This is a genomic window from Xanthomonas sp. NCPPB 3200 (assembly GCF_056393585.1).
This window is the reverse complement of sequence record NZ_CM150785.1, coordinates 3,499,565-3,515,573: the sequence shown is the minus strand read 5'-3', so window position 1 is coordinate 3,515,573 and position 16,009 is coordinate 3,499,565. Positions and strand designations below refer to the sequence as shown.

The window sequence follows — 16,009 nt, the reverse complement described above, 5'->3', positions numbered from 1 at the left end:
CTCAACGCGCCTCGAAGCGTGCCCGGCAACCATCGTTGACCCACACCGTCGCGCGGCGCTCGTCGTACCCCCAGCTGCGGCCTTCTTCGCAACGGGTGTCGGACAGCTGGCGGGTCAGCACCGGGCGGCCATAGCGGCCATCCCAGCCGCAGGTACGCAGGCGGCGGTCGTCGCTGGCGCAGGTGATGGCGTAATCGTTGCGCGGGCGGTCGTCGCGGCCAGCGTAGCCGCCGTCACCCCGGTCCCAGCCGCCGCCGCGTGCCTGCGCAAACTCGCCCCGGCAGCCGTCGTCCACCCAGATCCGGCCCCCATCCTGGCGCCAGTTGCGGCCTTCCACGCAGGGCGTGTTGGACAGCTGGCGCACCAGCATGGCGCGGCGCCAGCCGGTGTCGCAGATCTTCTGGCGCTGGTCGTTGCTCTCGCAGCGGACCGTGCCGGCCACCCCGCCGCCGCCGGGGCCACCGGTGCCGCCCCAGCCGCCGCCGTTGCGGCCATCGACAAAGCGCGCGCGGCAGCCGTTGTCGACCCAGACGCGGCCGCGCTCGCTGCCCCAATTGCGGCCTTCGATGCAGCGCGTGCCGGAGATGTTCTCGACCAGCACCGCGCGGCCGCGGAACGGCGTATCGCACTCGCGGCGACGGTTGTCGTTGCTGGAGCAGGTGATGCTGGGGCCGTTCCAGCCGCGGTCCTGCGCGGCGGCAGGCGCGCTGGTCAGCAGGCCGGTCAGGGTGATCAGGCCGAAGCCGGAGAGCAGCAGGGCGGTGCGCAGCATCGTGGCGTCCTTGGTGCGGAAGGGTCTGGCGCCTATTCAGCCGGGCCCTGACTTAAGCGGCCATGAGCGCCCGCCGATTTGCTCCTGCCGCCCGCCGGCCCCAGAATATCCGGCTCTCCGGCGCTGTCCTGTGTCGGGTTTTTCAGCGGAGCTTTCGATGCGTACCCACTTCTGCGGCCTGGTCGACGAGACCTTGATCGGCCAAACCGTCACTCTCGCCGGCTGGACCGACGTGGCCCGCAACCTGGGCGGGGTGTGCTTCATCGACCTGCGCGACCACGAAGGCATCGTGCAGGTGACGGTCGAACCGGTGGCCGGCGACGACGCCAGCGCCGAGCTGTTCAAGGTGGCCGCCAGCCTAGGCTACGAGGACGTGCTGCAGGTCGAAGGCGTGGTGCGTGCGCGGCACGCGGTCAACGACAAGCTGCGCACCGGCAAGGTGGAAGTGATCGCCACCTGCATCAGCATCCTCAACAAGGCCGCGCCGCTGCCGTTCCACGCGCACGAGAACCCGGGCGAGGAGACGCGCCTGAAGTACCGCTATCTGGACCTGCGCCGTCCGGAAATGCAGCGCATGCAGCGCACCCGCATCAAGCTGGTGCAGGCGCTGCGCCGGCACCTGGACGCACGCGATTTCCAGGACATCGAAACCCCGATCCTGACCAAGGCCACCCCGGAAGGCGCGCGCGACTTCCTGGTGCCGGCGCGCATGCATCCGGGCGAGTTCTACGCCTTGCCGCAGAGCCCGCAGCTGTTCAAGCAGATCCTGATGGTGGCCGGCTTCGACCGCTACTACCAGATCGCGCGTTGCTTCCGCGACGAAGCGCTGCGCGCCGACCGCCAGCTGGAGTTCACCCAGCTCGACATGGAATTCGCCTTCGTGCGCGAGCGCGACGTGCAGGATTTCGTCGAAGACATGATCCGTGCCATCTTCGCCGAAGTGGTGGACGTCGAACTGGCCGCGCAGTTCCCGCGCATGACCTGGGCCGAGGCGATGCGTCGCTATGGCTCGGACAAGCCGGACCTGCGCATCGCGCTGGAACTGGTCGACGTGGCCGAACTGGTCAAGAGCAGCGAGTTCCCGGTGTTCACCGCCGCCGCCAACGATGCCGACGGCCGCGTGGCCGCGCTGCGCATCCCCGGTGGCGCCACGCTGTCGCGCAAACAGATCGACGAATACGCCGCCCACGCTGCCAAGTACGGCGCCAAGGGCCTGGCCTACGTCAAACTGTCGGAGAGTGGCGAAGTCAGCTCGCCGATCGCCAAGTTCTTTAGCGAAGACGCCTTCGCTGCGCTGCTCAAGCACGTCGGGGCCGGCAACGGCGACATCGTGTTCTTCGGTGCCGGCGGCTACAACAAGGTGTCCGACTTCATGGGCGCGCTGCGCTTGAAGGCCGGCAAGGATTTCAACCTGATCGCCGATGGCTGGGCGCCGCTGTGGGTCACCGATTTCCCGATGTTCGAGTGGGACGAGGAGGCGCAGCGCTACGTGGCCCTGCATCACCCCTTCACCGCGCCGGCGGTGGACGACATCGCCGACCTGCGCGCCAATGCCCGCACCGCGGTCTCGCGCGGTTACGACATGGTGCTCAACGGCAACGAAATCGGCGGCGGCTCGATCCGTATCCACCGCCCGGACATGCAGAGCGCGGTGTTCGAACTGCTCGGCATCGGCGCCGAGGAAGCGCGCGCCAAGTTCGGTTTCCTGCTGGATGCGCTCAACTACGGCGCACCGCCGCACGGCGGCATCGCCTTCGGCATCGACCGCATCGCGGCGCTGATGGCGGGCACCGACTCCATCCGCGACGTCATCCCGTTCCCCAAGACCACCGGCGCACAGGACCTGATGACCGACGCCCCGTCGCCGATCGCCGCCGATCAGCTGGCCGAAGTGCACGTGCAGGTACGCCCCAAGCAGGTCTGACCTGCCACCCACACGGCCACCCCAGCGTGGCCGTGCAGCCGATACGCCGCGCCGCGCAGCGTGTCGCGTGCAGGGATGCCGCGGGCGCATCGCGCCCCCGCTCAACGATCGATGCCCACACCGGCGGCGCCTGCCGCAGCTGCGACGCAGCTTGCCCCGCGCTCGCCCTCAACAACGCACTGCGCGCAGCCCACGCCGCGCCGGCCCGCAAACGCGTATCGGATCGCAGATGCTCTTCCGATTCCCGATTCCCGATTCCCGATTCCCGATTCCCGATTCCCGATTCCCGAATCCCGAATCCCGAATCCCGAATCCCGAATCCCCGCTTGCGACCCCACCACCGCATGCGCGAAGCTGCCACGTCCACCCGGCACGAGACGCCCGTATGACCCGCATCCGCCGCGCCACACCGGACGATGCCGAAGCCTTGTCGCTGCTGGCTGCGCAGACCTTTACCGAAACCTTCGGGCATCTCTACCCGCAGGAGGATCTGCACGGCTTCCTGCAGGAGACCTATGCGGTCGAGCGCGCGCGCATCGTGCTGGCGCATCCGGACTATGCGATCTGGCTGCTGGAGATGGACAACCTGCTGGTCGGCCACGCTGCCGCCGGCCCCTGCGGGCTGCCGCATCAGGACGTGCGTCCCGGCGACGGTGAGCTCAAGCGGCTGTATCTGTTGAAGGACTACCAGAACAGCGGCTGGGGCAGCCGCCTGTTCGAGACCACGCTGGAATGGCTGGAGCGCGACGGCCCGCGCACGTTGTGGATCGGCGTGTGGTCGGAGAATTTCGGCGCGCAGCGCTTCTACGCCCGCTACGGGTTCGAAAAGGTCGGCGAATACGATTTCCCGGTCGGCAAGATCCTCGACCGCGAATTCATCCTGCGCCGCACCCCGCGCATTGCGGCCGATTGAACGGCGCGCCGATGCCCGGCTGGCGCGGCGTGCGACCACGGTTGCCGGCGCCAATCGGTTGTCGGTCTGCCGGCCCGGCGCGGGTGGCGTTGATTCGCGCGCAAGCGACCTGCGGCAGATCCGCCGCACATCCGCGCTCACCTGAAGCCGGCGCCAAGTCGCGGTCATGACCTCCGTGTCCGGCGCATCCTCGTTCATCCCGGGTCACTCCCAACGCATCCTGCGTGAGCGGGCGAGCGCCGCGACCGCCGACGTGCTGCTGGTGCACGGCATCTGGAACACCGCGCACTGGCTGTTGCCGCTCGCGCGCCGGCTGCGTGCCGAGGGCCTGGCGCCGGCGCTGTTCGGCTACGCCAGTGTGCTCGGCGGACCCGAACGGGCCGTGCCACGGCTGATCGAACGCCTGCAGGCGACCGGCGCGCAATTGCTGGTCTGCCACAGCCTGGGCGGGCTGGTCGCGCTGCAGGCCCTGCGCGCCGCGCCCGAATTGCCGGTGCGCCGCGTGGTCTGTCTGGGCTCGCCGTTGTGCGGCAGCGCCGCCGCGCGCGGCCTGGCCCGCCGCGGCGGGCGCTGGGCGCTCGGGCGCAGCGCGGCCTTGCTGCAGCACGGTGTCGTGCAATGGGAGGGCGAGGCTGAGATCGGCCAGATCGCCGGCACTGTCGCGCGCGGGGTAGGGCGATGGCTGGCGCCGCTGGACGGCGGCTCGGACGGCACCGTGGCGCTGGCCGAAACCCGCCTGCCCGGGCTGCGCGACCATTGCGTGGTGCAGGCCAGCCACAGCGGCCTGTTGCGCTCGCCCGAGGCCGCGCAGCAGGTGCTGCGCTTCCTGCGCCAGGGCCGGTTCCGCCACTGAACGCCGCCGCCCCGGTGCGGGCGAGCAATCAGGTAAAATCCGCGCCCTGTCATCCAAGCCAGTCTGGAACCACCCATGGGTAGAGGCCCCTCCATCGAAGGCCGCAAGAACGCCTCCGACGCCAAGCGCGGCAAGATGTTCACCAAGATCATTCGCGAGATCAGCGTCGCCGCGCGCGGCGGCGGTGGCGATCCGTCCAACAACCCGCGCCTGCGCGTGGCGGTGGACAAGGGTCTGTCGGCGAACATGTCCAAGGACGTGATCGAGCGCGCCATCAAGAAAGCCACCGGCGAGCTGGAAGGCGTGGAGTACGAGGAAGTGCGCTACGAGGGCTACGCCCCCGGCGGCGTGGCGGTGATCGTGGACTGCCTGACCGACAACCGCGTGCGCGCGGTGGCCGATGTGCGCCATGCCTTCAGCAAGTGCGGCGGCAACATGGGCACCGACGGCTCGGTGGCCTTCATGTTCAAGCGCCTGGGCGTGCTGAGCTTTGCCGCCGGCACCGACGAAGACACCCTCACCGACGCGGCGATCGAAGCCGGCGCCGACGATGTGGTGGTCTACCCGGAAGACGGCGCCATCGACGTGCTGACCGCCCCGGACGCCTTTGCCCAGGTCAAGCAGGCGCTGACCGCCGCCGGCCTGGAGCCGGCACACGCCGAAATCACCTTCCGCGCCGAAAACGACATCGCCGTCGACGGCGACACCGCCGTGCAGGTCCGCAAGCTGCTCGACATGCTCGAAGACCTGGACGATGTCCAGGACGTCTATTCGAACGTCGATCAAGCGGCGCTCGGCGCGTAAGCGCCGGGAATTGGGAATGGAGAATCGGGAATCGAAACAGCCGCATCCTGCATTGCTCGGCAGCGTCGAGCACGCCAGGAGGCCGCGTTGCCCATTCCCGATTCCCGACTCCCAATTCCCGGCCGCTCGATGACCCGCATCCTCGGCATCGATCCCGGCTCCCAGCGCACCGGGCTCGGCATCATCGACGTCGACGAGAGCGGTCGCAGCCGGCATGTCTATCATGCGCCGCTGGTGCTGCTGGGCGAGGGCGACTTCGCGCAGCGGCTCAAGCGCCTGCTGCACGGGCTGGGCGAGGTGATCGAGACCTACCGGCCGCAGGAAGTGGCGATCGAGAAGGTGTTCATGGGCAAGAGCGCCGATTCCGCGCTCAAGCTCGGTCACGCGCGCGGCGCGGCGATCTGCGCGGTGGTGCTGCGCGATCTGCCGGTGCACGAGTACGCTGCCACCGAGATCAAGCTGGCACTGGTCGGCAAGGGCGGGGCGGACAAGGTGCAGGTGCAGCACATGGTCGGCATCATGCTCAACCTGAAAGGCAAGCTGCAGGCCGACGCCGCCGACGCACTGGCGGTCGCCATCACTCACGCCCACGTGCGCGCCACCGCGCAGCGCCTGGGCGTCAATACCCAACAGGCCTGGAGCCGCAAGAAATGAGAATCGGGAGTCGGGAGTCGGGATTGGGGATTGGCAACGGCAGGTCCGTCCGCGCTGAGCTGATCGGGCTGTACGCGGGCGTCGTCAACGGTCGCGAGGGAACTAACCAATCCCCAATCCCCAATGCCCAATCCCGGCACCTCCTTGGAGGTGCCCAATGATCGGCCGCCTGCGCGGGCTGCTGGCCTACAAGCAGCCGCCGTGGCTGGTGATCGATGTCGGTGGGGTGGGGTATGAGCTGGAGGCGCCGATGAGCACCTTCTACGACCTGCCCGATGTCGGCCGCGACGTGATCCTGTTCACCCACTACGCGCAGAAGGAAGACAGCGTGTCGCTGTATGGATTCCTGCGCGAAGGCGAGCGCAGGCTGTTCCGCGACGTGCAGAAGGTCACCGGCATCGGCGCCAAGATCGCGCTGGCGGTACTGTCCGGGGTCAGCGTGGACGAGTTCGCCCGCTTGATCACCAGCGGCGACATCACCGCGCTGACCCGCATCCCCGGCATCGGCAAGAAGACCGCCGAGCGTATGGTGGTGGAGCTGCGCGACCGCGCCGCCGACTTCAGCAGTGGCGCGCCGATCACCGGCCAGCTCGGTCCGGATGCGGTGTCCGAGGCCACGGTGGCCTTGCAGCAACTGGGTTACAAGCCGGCCGAGGCCGCACGCATGGCACGCGAGGCCGGGGCAGAAGGCGACGAAGTCGCCACGGTCATTCGCAAGGCCCTCCAGGCCGCGCTGCGTTAGGCCGCGCCGTCCTCCTCTCCTTCACGCCACTTGGCGATACCCTGCCCACTTCATGTCCCAGACCCCCACTTCCGCAGCTGGCCACGGCCATGCGCCTGCCAATAGCCATATGGCCTTGGTCATCGGCGCCATCGGCGTCGTCTTCGGCGATATCGGTACCAGTCCGCTGTACACCCTCAAGGAGGCGTTCTCGCCGCACTACGGGCTGACCAGCGACCACGACACCGTGCTGGGCGTGCTGTCGCTGGCGTTCTGGGCGCTGATGGTCACGGTGACGCTCAAGTACGTCACCATCATCATGCGTGCCGACAACGAGGGCGAGGGCGGCATCATGGCCTTGATGGCGCTGACCCAGCGCACCCTGCGCAGCGGGTCGCGCTCGGCGTACGTGGTCGGCATTCTCGGCATCTTCGGCGCCTCGCTGTTCTTCGGCGATGGCGTGATCACCCCGGCGATCTCGGTGATGGGCGCGGTCGAAGGCCTGGAAATCGCCGCGCCCAGCCTGCATCCCTTCATCGTGCCGATCACCGTGATCGTGCTGCTGGTGGTGTTCATGGTGCAGCGCTTCGGCACCGAAAAGGTCGGCAAGGTGTTCGGCCCGATCACCTGCCTGTGGTTCCTGTCGCTGGGGGCGATCGGCGCCTGGAACATCGTTGACGCACCGGAAGTGATGAAGGCCTTCAACCCCTGGTGGGCGATCCGCTTCTTCATGGAGCACGGCTGGCACGGGGTGTTCATCCTGGGCGCAGTGGTGCTGGCGGTGACCGGCGGTGAAGCGCTGTACGCGGACATGGGCCACTTCGGAGCCAAGCCGATCCGCCATGGCTGGTATTTCTTCGTGTTGCCGATGCTGCTGCTCAACTACCTGGGGCAGGGCGCGCTGGTGCTCAATCACCCCTCCGCACTGAAGAACCCGTTCTTCGAAGCGGTGCCGGGCTGGGCGCTGTATCCGATGATCATCCTGGCCACGCTGGCGGCCGTGATCGCGTCGCAGGCGGTCATCACCGGCGCCTATTCGGTGGCCCGCCAGGCGATGCAGCTGGGCTACATCCCGCGCATGCTGATCAAGCACACCTCGCGCACCACCATCGGTCAGATCTACGTGCCCGGCATCAACTGGCTGCTGATGGTGATGGTGATCGCGCTGGTGCTGATCTTCCGCAGTTCCACCAATCTGGCGGTGGCCTACGGCATCTCGGTGTCGATGACCATGCTGATCGACACCCTGCTGCTGGCGCTGGTGGCGCGCTCGTTGTGGCCGCGCTGGCGCAACTGGGTGCTGCCGCTGTGCGTGGTGTTCTTCTTCATCGAGCTGGCCTTCGTCATCGCCAACGGCGCCAAGCTGTTGCAGGGTGCCTGGTTCCCGCTGGCGCTGGGCATCGTGGTGTTCACCCTGATGCGCACCTGGCGCCGCGGCCGCGCGCTGCTGCGCGAGGAAATCCGCAAGGACGGCATCCGCATCGACAGCTTCCTGCCGGGCCTGATGCTGGCCCCGCCGGCGCGCGTGCCGGGCATGGCGGTGTTCCTCACCGCCGACCCGATGGTGGTGCCGCATGCGCTGATGCACAACCTCAAGCACAACAAGGTGCTGCACGAGCGCAACATCTTCCTCAACGTCGACACCTTGCCGATCCCGTACGCGCCGGCGGACAAGCGCCTGCAGATCGAGTCGATCGGCGACGAGTTCTACCGCGTCTATGTGCGCTTCGGCTTCATGGAAACGCCGGACGTGCCGCTGGCGCTGATGCGTTCCTGTGACCAGGGCGGCATCCATTTCGACCCGATGGACACCACCTTCTTCGCCAGCCGCGAGACCATCGTGGCCAGCGCCAACCGCGGCATGCCGATCTGGCGCGACAAGCTGTTCGCGCTGATGCATCGCAACGCCGCCCCGGCCACCGGCTTCTTCCGCATTCCCGGCAACCGCCTGGTCGAGCTGGGCGCGCAAGTGGAGATCTGAGCATGGCAGCGCTCAAGTGGATGATCTACGGTCGTTCGCCGAGCCTGGCCACCTTCTGGGACGAAGCGCTCAACCTCGGGCGCGTGCCGGCGAGCGAGGCCGCCATCGCAGCGGCGCAGGCGCGGCTCGGTGTACGTCTGCCGGCGTGGCTGCGCAGCCTGTATGCACGCTATGACGGCGGCGCTGTGCAGATGGCGCGTGGCCAGTCGCTTGAGGAACCGGACAACTGGCTCAAGGCCGAATGGCTGATCCCGCGTGCACGCCTGCTTGGCAGTGCAGAATTGTTTTCCTTCGCACAGGTGCGCGCTCGCGAGGACTACCGCGATGACGCATTTGCCGGTCTGGCTGCCGGTCGCGATGACGGCCGCCTGATCGTCATTGCCGCCGATGACCGCACGCCCAGCCGCGCGCTGTGCCTGGACTACTCCGCATCCGATGTTGAGCCCACCGTGGTCTATGTCGACGCAGGCAATAATCGCAGGCTGGCGGAGTTCGCCAACGTGGACGCTCTGCTGTCGCAGTTGGTCGATGTCCACTACTGGTCGCCCGCCTTGCAGGCCAAGCACGATGGGGATGTGGTGCGTTGGCAGCCGCAGCCGCCCGCGTTGACCACGTTCTGGAGCGGTGCCGGGTACTGGAACGACGGCGGGGCCGCTGCGGACGCCTCTGTGTTGGCTGCCACCGAAGCGCGCCTGGGCGTGCGCCTGCCGGCGTTGTTCAAGCAGCTCTACAGTGTCCAGGACGGCGGCGACACCGGCTGGTGCTGGGTGCCGCGGACCCGCTTTCCCTCCGATCTTTACGTGGATTGGGAATGCGTGCTGGTGGATCGGTATCTGTCGCCGCTGGCGAAGATCGGCAGCCTGCTGGATCTGGCCGCTGCCTTCGAAGACCCCGACGACTTCAGCGCGGCGGCCTGCCTGCACGCCGGCCTGGACCGGGTGCTGGTGCTGTCAAGCCATAACATTGACTGTCTGTTGTGCCTGGACTATCGCGCGCGCGGCCCGCAGTGCGAGCCGGACGTGGTGTATTTCGATCGCTGGGAGGGGCTGGTCCCCACCTGGCGCGCGCCCAGCTTCGACGCGTTCTTCAGTGTGCTGCGGCAGGCCGATCTTGATTGCTAGATGCTGCGCCGCCCGCACGCGGCATGCGAAGATGGCGGGATGACCGAACAGCGCATCATCGCCAGCAGTGCCACCCGCGAAGACGATGCCGCCGATGCGAGCATCCGCCCCAAGCGCCTGGCCGATTATCTGGGCCAACAGCCGGTGCGCGAGCAGATGGAGATCTACATCGAAGCGGCCAAGGCGCGCGGCGAGGCGATGGACCATGTGCTGATCTTCGGGCCGCCGGGTCTGGGCAAGACCACGCTCAGTCATGTCATCGCCAACGAGCTGGGCGTGAACTTGCGCTCGACCTCCGGCCCGGTGATCGAGAAGGCCGGCGATCTGGCCGCGCTGCTGACCAACCTGCAGCCGCACGATGTGCTGTTCATCGACGAGATCCATCGCCTCTCGCCGGTGGTGGAGGAAGTGCTGTATCCGGCGATGGAGGATTTTCAGATCGACATCATGATCGGCGACGGCCCGGCCGCGCGCTCGATCAAGATCGACCTGCCGCCGTTCACCCTGATCGGTGCCACCACCCGTGCCGGCCTGCTGACCGCGCCGCTGCGCGACCGCTTCGGCATCGTGCAGCGGCTGGAGTTCTATTCGCCGCAGGAACTGACCCGCATCGTGATCCGCTCCGCGGCGATCCTGGGCATCGACTGCACGCCCGAGGGTGCGGCCGAGATCGCCCGCCGCGCGCGCGGCACCCCGCGTATCGCCAACCGGCTGCTGCGGCGGGTGCGCGACTTTGCCCAGGTCAAGGCGGCGGGGCATATCGACCTGCCGGTGGCGCAGGCGGCGATGCAGATGCTCAAGGTCGACCCGGAAGGCTTCGACGAGCTCGACCGCCGCATGCTGCGCACCATCGTCGATCATTTCGACGGCGGCCCGGTCGGGGTGGAGTCGCTGGCTGCGTCGCTGTCGGAAGAGCGCGGCACGCTGGAAGACGTGATCGAGCCCTACCTGATCCAGCAGGGCTTTTTGATCCGCACCGCGCGCGGCCGCATGGCCACCCACAAGGCCTACACGCACCTGGGCCTGAAACCGCCACGGGACCGCGCGCCAGGATTCGGCGAGCCGGGAGAGCTGTTCTGATGACGCTCCGTTCATCGCGCGCCCAGGCCGTCTCGACCAACACTCCGTGCCCATGACCGCCGATTCCCGACTCCCGATTCCCCAATCCCCGCCTGTATTCAGTTGGCCGACACGCGTGTACTGGGAAGATACCGACGCCGGGGGCGTGGTCTACCATGCGCGCTACGTCGCTTTCATGGAACGGGCGCGCACGGAGTGGATGCGCGCACTCGGCTACGGGCAGGAGCGCATGCGCCAGCAGCACGATCTGGTGTTCGCGGTCCGCTCGATGCAACTGGATTTCCTCAAGCCGGCCCGGCTCGACGACGCGCTGTCAGTGTCGGCGGTACTGCTGCGATGCAAACGGGCCAGCCTGCTGTTTGCGCAGTCGGTACGTCGCGAGGGCGAAGTGCTGCTGACCGCCGAGGTGCGCATTGCCGCACTCGGCACCAGCGACTTACGCCCGCGCGGGATGGACGATGCGCTGTATGACGTGTTGAAAGCTCTAGAAACCCCAGAATCCGATTACTGAGGAACAAACGGATGTCGATTGCATTGCTCCTGGCCCTGCAGGACACGGTAGTGGAAGCACTACCGCAGGACGTTGCCGCCGCTGCGGCACAGACCGCCAGCGTGGCGCACAACAGCAGCATCAACTATGTCGATCTGATCCTGCGGGCGAGTATCCCGGTCAAGATCATCGTGTTGCTGCTGCTGATCGGCTCGTTCATCAGCTGGGTGATCATTTTCCGCAAGGCGCGCGCCTTCAAGCAGGCCAACCGCGAGGCGGACGAGTTCGAAAACCGCTTCTGGTCTGGCGCCGATCTGGCCAAGCTCTACGCGTCGGCCACCGACCGTAACCGCACCGTCGGCGGCCTGGAGTCGATGTTCGAGAGCGGCTTCCGCGAGTTCTCGCGGCTGCGCGACCGCCGCCGGCTGGACGGGCGGGTGCAACTGGAAGGCGCGCAGCGCGCCATGCGCACCGCCTTCACCCGCGAAGTCGACCAGCTCGAGCGCAATCTCGAATTGCTGGCCAACATCGGTTCCACCGCGCCGTACGTCGGCCTGGTCGGCACCGTGTTCGGCATCATGGTGACCATGCACGACATGGTCAGCAGCGGCGAGCAGGCCGGTATCGCTGCGGTCGCACCGGGTATTTCCGAAGCGCTGTTCGCCACCGCCATCGGCCTGTTCGTGGCGATTCCCGCGGTGTGGGCCTACAACCGCTTCACCACCCGCGTGGAACGGCTGTCGGTGCGCTACGAGACCTTCGCCGACGAGTTCAGCTCGATCCTGCAGCGCCAGGCCGGCGCGGACGAGTAATGCGCGTGCCCTGCGACAGCCGGCAGCCAGGCGAATGCCCCGTCACGGCACGCACATCCCGCTGCGTGGACGTGGCAGGTGCGGCGTTCGCACATGCGCGTCTGGCGCGGCGCAGGGATTGGACAGGCAAGCCCCTCGCGACAGCGCGCACACGCATGTGCGATGGATTGGATGGGCGAGTCCCTCGCAAGAGCCCGCACATCCATGTGCGGGGGATCAATAGGAACGTTCCGCGATGATTTCCGGTATTTCCCGCCGTAAGAAGCGCAAGCTCAAATCCGACATCAACGTCGTGCCGTATATCGACGTGATGCTGGTGCTGCTGATCATCTTCATGGTGACCGCGCCGCTGCTGACCCTGAGCACCGACGTCAACCTGCCCAGCTCGCGCGCCAAGGCGCTGGAGAGCAAGCAGGATCCGGTCGTGGTAGTGGTGGCCGCCGACGGCCAGCTCGCACTGCAGCTGCCCAAGGGCAAGCCGCAGGCGATGGACGTGGCGGCGCTGCAGGCGCAACTGGCCGCCATCGTGGCGCAGGACAAGGACGCGCGCGTGGTCGTGGCCGGCGATCGTGCCGCGCCGTATCAAAAGATCATGGACGCCATCGACGTGCTCAAGCAGGCCAAGGTCGAGAAGGTCGGCCTGATCTCCGACTCCGGCGGCACTGCAGGCAGCGATGCACGCTGACGCACTCCCCACTCAGACGGCGCGCGAGGATGGCTGGCTGCGGCCGGTCGTGCTGGCCCTGGTCGTGCACGTGCTGGTCGCGCTGGTGTTCATCGCCGGCTGGCTGTGGTCGCCCGAACGCTCGGTCGAGCCGGCCGCGGGCGACCCCAGCATGGAAGCCTCGCTGGACGTGTCCGCCGCCGAAGCACGCGTTGCGCGCCAGGCGCTGAAGGCCACGCCGGTGGAGGCACCGCCACCGCCGGCACCGCTGCCCGAACCGGCACCGGAAGACACCGTGCCGCCGCCGCAGCCGATTCCCGAACCGCGTCCGCAGGATGCGCCCACGCCGCAACAGGCGCAGGCGCAGGAACGTGTCGCGCAGCCGGACAAGGTCGACCAGGACCGCGTCGACGCGCTGGCGCTGTCGGCGGAAAAGGCCAAGCAGGAACAGGAGGCCAAGCGCCGTCAGGAGCAGATCGACCTGACCGAGCGCAAACGCCAGGAAGAGGCCGAGCAGAAACTGCGCCTGGCCAAGCAGCAGGAAGAAGCCGACGCCAAGAAGAAGCAGGCCGCGGTGCAGCAGGCTGCCGCCGATGCCGAACGCGAAAAGAAGATCGCAGACATCCGCCGCCAGCGCGAACAGGCCACCAAGGAAGCCGCGCTGGCCGAGCAGAAGCTGCGCCAGGTCGCCGCCGCGCGTGCGCAGCAGGCCTCGTCGGCTGCCGCCGCCACCGCGCAGCCGACCGCAGGGCAGGGCGGTACCAACACCGATCTGTCGGCCAAGTACGCCGCGGCGATCCAGCAGAAGGTGCTGGCGCAGTGGGTGCGCCCGCCGTCGGTGCCGCCGGGCCAGAAATGCAGCATCAACATCCGCCAGTTGCCGGGTGGCACCGTGATGGAGGCCAAGGTGGCGCCGGGTTGCCCTTACGACGAGGCCGGCCAGCGCTCGATCGAGGCAGCGGTGCTGAGCGCGCAGCCATTGCCGTACCGTGGGTTCGAGTCGGTGTTCCAGCGCAACCTGACATTTGTGTTCACCCCCCAGGATTAGTCATCCCCCTGATCCTGGATGGTCGGGGCGCGGCAGCATGACCTGCGCTGCGCCCCTCGTAGGAAGGTAGATTTGCGGGATGTGGCCGACTGCCTGGCGCAGTTCCGGCGGGTGAGTATTGCTGCGCCACCGCACGCAAGCTCGCTCGCTGGCCGCCGGAATGCCCAGTGGGCGACCACTCGCTTCATTTTCACGCTGTCTCGTTCACGATTGCGAGTATGTTCACTCGCTGATTGGTATCCCTTGCACACTTTTCCTGCCCGATCCGAGCCGTCCATGAAAAAACCGCTGCGTTGGCTAGCTGCCTTGACCGCCCTGTTGTTGCCGCTGAGCGCGCTCGCGCAACAGCAAGGGCTCACCATCGATATCGTCGGCGGTAGCGCTTCGGCGACGCCGATCACCGTCGTGCCCATGCCGTACCAGGGCTCCGGCACTGCGCCGCAGACCGATGTGTCTGCCGTCGTCGGCGCCGACCTGGACCGTTCCGGTCAGTTCCGCACGCTGCCGGTTGCGCAGATCGTCGAGAAGCCGACCCGCGGCACCGAGGTGCAGTTCCAGACCTGGCGTACGCTCAAGCAGAACTACATTGTGGTCGGCCGCGTGATGGATGCCGGCGAAGGCGCCTACCGCGTCGAGTACGAACTGTTCGACGTGGCCAAGGGCGAGCGTCTGCTCGGCCTGGCCATGACCGCACGTGCCAATGCGATGCGCGATGTCTCGCACCAGATGGCCGACGCGATCTACGAAAAGATCACCGGCGTGCGTGGCGCGTTCTGGACCCGGATCGCCTATGTGACCGCCAGCGGCAAGGGCGGCGCCATGCGCTATGCGCTGATGGTGGCCGACTCGGACGGCTACAACCCGCAGACCATCGTGCGTTCGGCCGAGCCACTGCTGTCGCCGAACTGGAGCCCGGACGGCAAGAAGCTGGCCTATGTGAGCTTCGAGCGCGGCAATTCCTCGATCTACCTGCAGGACATCGCCACCGGCGCGCGTGAGCTGGTGTCCAGCTTCCGCGGCATCAACGGTGCGCCGTCGTTCTCGCCGGACGGCCGCCGCCTGGCGCTGGCACTGTCGCGCAGCGGCAACCCGGAGATCTACGTCATGGATCTGGGCAGCAAGCAGTTGACCCAGCTGACCAATCACTTCGGCATCGACACCGAGCCGACCTGGGCGCCGGACGGCGGCAGCATCTACTTCACCTCCGACCGCGGCGGTCGTCCGCAGATCTACCAGGTGGCCGCAAGCGGCGGCAGCGCCAACCGCGTGACCTTCCAGGGCAACTACAACGCCACCGCCAGCGTCTCGTTCGACGGCAAGAAGATCGCCGTGGCACAGGGCAGCGGCAACAGCTACCGCATCGCCATGATGGACCGCAGCCTGGGTTCGCCGAGCTGGAGCACGCTCTCGCCGGGGTCGCTGGACGAGTCGCCGAGCTTTGCGCCTAACGCCAGCATGGTGCTGTACGCCGCACGTGAAGGTGGTCGTGGCGTGCTCTACGCCGTGTCCGCCGACGCTCGTGTCCGCCAGCGCTTGGTCCTGGCGGATGGAGATGTGAGAGAACCTTCGTGGGGGCCTTACCGAACCGCGCATTAATGTTAATATTTCGCTGCGTTAAACCACTCATTGGCCCAGAGCCTCCATAGGTATCCCATGAACAAGTCCACCCGCGTCTTGCTTGTCTCCCTGTTGTCCGTTGCCGTGCTGGCCGGTTGTTCGAAGAAGGTGAAGGAAACTCCGCCTCCTGCGACTGACACCACCGCTGGTTCCTCCGTTCCCACCGGCCCGTCCACCTCTGGCCTGTACGGCCCGGGCGACCTGGATACCGATGCCTGCCTGCGCCAGCGCGTCGTCTACTTCGATCTGGATCAGGACTCCCTGAAGCCGGAATTCCAGGCCATCATGGCGTGCCACGCCAAGTACCTGCGTGACCGTCCTTCCTCGCGCATCACCCTGCAGGGCAATGCCGACGAGCGCGGTTCGCGTGAGTACAACATGGGTCTGGGCGAGCGTCGCGGCAATGCCGTGTCGTCGTCGCTGCAGGCTGCCGGCGGTTCCGCCAGCCAGCTGACCGTCGTCAGCTACGGCGAAGAGCGTCCGGTCTGCACCGAAACCAGCGAAAGCTGCTGGTCGCAGAACCGTCGCGTCGAAATCGTGTACACGGCTCAGTAA

At 67.4% G+C, this 16,009-nt stretch carries 16 protein-coding genes; 15 read left to right on the top strand and 1 reads right to left on the bottom strand.

The window, feature by feature from the left end:
- Position 1: 1 nt before the first annotated feature.
- Positions 2 to 772 carry a DUF3011 domain-containing protein gene (locus AC06DU_RS15290; RefSeq protein WP_478202751.1) on the bottom strand — a complete coding sequence of 257 codons (771 nt, stop codon included), beginning with the start codon at positions 770 to 772 and terminating at the stop codon, positions 2 to 4.
- Between the two features lie 157 nt (positions 773 to 929).
- Between AC06DU_RS15290 and aspS the strand changes: the two genes are divergently transcribed.
- The 15 genes from aspS to pal all read left to right on the top strand — a co-directional run bounded on the left by aspS (position 930) and on the right by pal (position 16,009).
- Positions 930 to 2,696, top strand: coding sequence for an aspartate--tRNA ligase (gene aspS, locus AC06DU_RS15285; protein WP_478202750.1), 1,767 nt, complete (start codon positions 930 to 932; stop codon positions 2,694 to 2,696).
- Positions 2,697 to 3,081: 385 nt separating this feature from the next.
- A complete protein-coding gene (locus AC06DU_RS15280) occupies positions 3,082 to 3,609 on the top strand; it encodes a GNAT family N-acetyltransferase (RefSeq protein ID WP_039519508.1) in 528 nt (175 codons plus the stop codon).
- Positions 3,610 to 3,784: 175 nt separating this feature from the next.
- Positions 3,785 to 4,462 (top strand): alpha/beta hydrolase, encoded by a 678-nt coding sequence (locus AC06DU_RS15275; RefSeq protein WP_046346029.1) that lies wholly within the window; start codon positions 3,785 to 3,787, stop codon positions 4,460 to 4,462.
- Positions 4,463 to 4,537: 75 nt separating this feature from the next.
- Positions 4,538 to 5,266 (top strand): YebC/PmpR family DNA-binding transcriptional regulator, encoded by a 729-nt coding sequence (locus tag AC06DU_RS15270; protein WP_024940614.1) that lies wholly within the window; start codon positions 4,538 to 4,540, stop codon positions 5,264 to 5,266.
- A gap of 129 nt (positions 5,267 to 5,395) precedes the next feature.
- Positions 5,396 to 5,920, top strand: coding sequence for a crossover junction endodeoxyribonuclease RuvC (gene ruvC / locus AC06DU_RS15265; RefSeq protein WP_016904120.1), 525 nt, complete (start codon positions 5,396 to 5,398; stop codon positions 5,918 to 5,920).
- Positions 5,921 to 6,077: 157 nt separating this feature from the next.
- Positions 6,078 to 6,662 carry a Holliday junction branch migration protein RuvA gene (gene ruvA / locus AC06DU_RS15260; RefSeq protein WP_016904121.1) on the top strand — a complete coding sequence of 195 codons (585 nt, stop codon included), beginning with the start codon at positions 6,078 to 6,080 and terminating at the stop codon, positions 6,660 to 6,662.
- Between the two features lie 52 nt (positions 6,663 to 6,714).
- Positions 6,715 to 8,622 (top strand): potassium transporter Kup, encoded by a 1,908-nt coding sequence (locus AC06DU_RS15255; RefSeq protein ID WP_026064726.1) that lies wholly within the window; start codon positions 6,715 to 6,717, stop codon positions 8,620 to 8,622.
- Between the two features lie 2 nt (positions 8,623 to 8,624).
- Positions 8,625 to 9,743: an SMI1/KNR4 family protein gene (locus tag AC06DU_RS15250; protein ID WP_184379005.1), complete on the top strand. Its 1,119-nt coding sequence runs from the start codon at positions 8,625 to 8,627 to the stop codon at positions 9,741 to 9,743.
- A 39-nt stretch (positions 9,744 to 9,782) separates the two neighbouring features.
- Entirely contained in the window at positions 9,783 to 10,823 is a 1,041-nt protein-coding gene (ruvB, locus tag AC06DU_RS15245; RefSeq protein WP_104609133.1) for a Holliday junction branch migration DNA helicase RuvB, read from the top strand.
- A 52-nt stretch (positions 10,824 to 10,875) separates the two neighbouring features.
- Positions 10,876 to 11,334 (top strand): tol-pal system-associated acyl-CoA thioesterase, encoded by a 459-nt coding sequence (ybgC, locus tag AC06DU_RS15240; RefSeq protein WP_478202749.1) that lies wholly within the window; start codon positions 10,876 to 10,878, stop codon positions 11,332 to 11,334.
- An 11-nt stretch (positions 11,335 to 11,345) separates the two neighbouring features.
- Entirely contained in the window at positions 11,346 to 12,125 is a 780-nt protein-coding gene (gene tolQ, locus AC06DU_RS15235) for a protein TolQ (RefSeq protein WP_016904125.1), read from the top strand.
- 235 nt (positions 12,126 to 12,360) lie between these two features.
- On the top strand, positions 12,361 to 12,810 hold the full coding sequence (gene tolR / locus AC06DU_RS15230) for a protein TolR (protein ID WP_016904126.1): 450 nt from the start codon (positions 12,361 to 12,363) through the stop codon (positions 12,808 to 12,810).
- On the top strand, positions 12,800 to 13,837 hold the full coding sequence (gene tolA, locus AC06DU_RS15225) for a cell envelope integrity protein TolA (protein WP_478202748.1): 1,038 nt from the start codon (positions 12,800 to 12,802) through the stop codon (positions 13,835 to 13,837). The genes tolR and tolA overlap by 11 nt, the downstream gene beginning before the upstream one ends.
- 276 nt (positions 13,838 to 14,113) lie before the next feature.
- Positions 14,114 to 15,433 carry a Tol-Pal system beta propeller repeat protein TolB gene (gene tolB / locus AC06DU_RS15220; protein ID WP_024939948.1) on the top strand — a complete coding sequence of 440 codons (1,320 nt, stop codon included), beginning with the start codon at positions 14,114 to 14,116 and terminating at the stop codon, positions 15,431 to 15,433.
- Between the two features lie 57 nt (positions 15,434 to 15,490).
- Entirely contained in the window at positions 15,491 to 16,009 is a 519-nt protein-coding gene (gene pal, locus AC06DU_RS15215) for a peptidoglycan-associated lipoprotein Pal (RefSeq protein ID WP_016904129.1), read from the top strand.

Bases quoted from the DNA above. Each gene is read 5' to 3' on its own strand.
- ybgC (WP_478202749.1), top strand. From the start codon at position 10,876: ATGACCGCCGATTCCCGACTCCCGATTCCCCAATCCCCGCCTGTATTC.
- AC06DU_RS15255 (WP_026064726.1), top strand. From the start codon at position 6,715: ATGTCCCAGACCCCCACTTCCGCAGCTGGCCACGGCCATGCGCCTGCC.
- ruvB (WP_104609133.1), top strand. From the start codon at position 9,783: ATGACCGAACAGCGCATCATCGCCAGCAGTGCCACCCGCGAAGACGAT.
- tolA (WP_478202748.1), top strand. From the start codon at position 12,800: ATGCACGCTGACGCACTCCCCACTCAGACGGCGCGCGAGGATGGCTGG.
- tolB (WP_024939948.1), top strand. From the start codon at position 14,114: ATGAAAAAACCGCTGCGTTGGCTAGCTGCCTTGACCGCCCTGTTGTTG.
- ruvA (WP_016904121.1), top strand. From the start codon at position 6,078: ATGATCGGCCGCCTGCGCGGGCTGCTGGCCTACAAGCAGCCGCCGTGG.
- tolQ (WP_016904125.1), top strand. From the start codon at position 11,346: ATGTCGATTGCATTGCTCCTGGCCCTGCAGGACACGGTAGTGGAAGCA.
- AC06DU_RS15250 (WP_184379005.1), top strand. From the start codon at position 8,625: ATGGCAGCGCTCAAGTGGATGATCTACGGTCGTTCGCCGAGCCTGGCC.
- AC06DU_RS15290 (WP_478202751.1), bottom strand. From the start codon at position 772: ATGCTGCGCACCGCCCTGCTGCTCTCCGGCTTCGGCCTGATCACCCTG.
- tolR (WP_016904126.1), top strand. From the start codon at position 12,361: ATGATTTCCGGTATTTCCCGCCGTAAGAAGCGCAAGCTCAAATCCGAC.
- aspS (WP_478202750.1), top strand. From the start codon at position 930: ATGCGTACCCACTTCTGCGGCCTGGTCGACGAGACCTTGATCGGCCAA.
- AC06DU_RS15280 (WP_039519508.1), top strand. From the start codon at position 3,082: ATGACCCGCATCCGCCGCGCCACACCGGACGATGCCGAAGCCTTGTCG.
- AC06DU_RS15270 (WP_024940614.1), top strand. From the start codon at position 4,538: ATGGGTAGAGGCCCCTCCATCGAAGGCCGCAAGAACGCCTCCGACGCC.
- ruvC (WP_016904120.1), top strand. From the start codon at position 5,396: ATGACCCGCATCCTCGGCATCGATCCCGGCTCCCAGCGCACCGGGCTC.
- pal (WP_016904129.1), top strand. From the start codon at position 15,491: ATGAACAAGTCCACCCGCGTCTTGCTTGTCTCCCTGTTGTCCGTTGCC.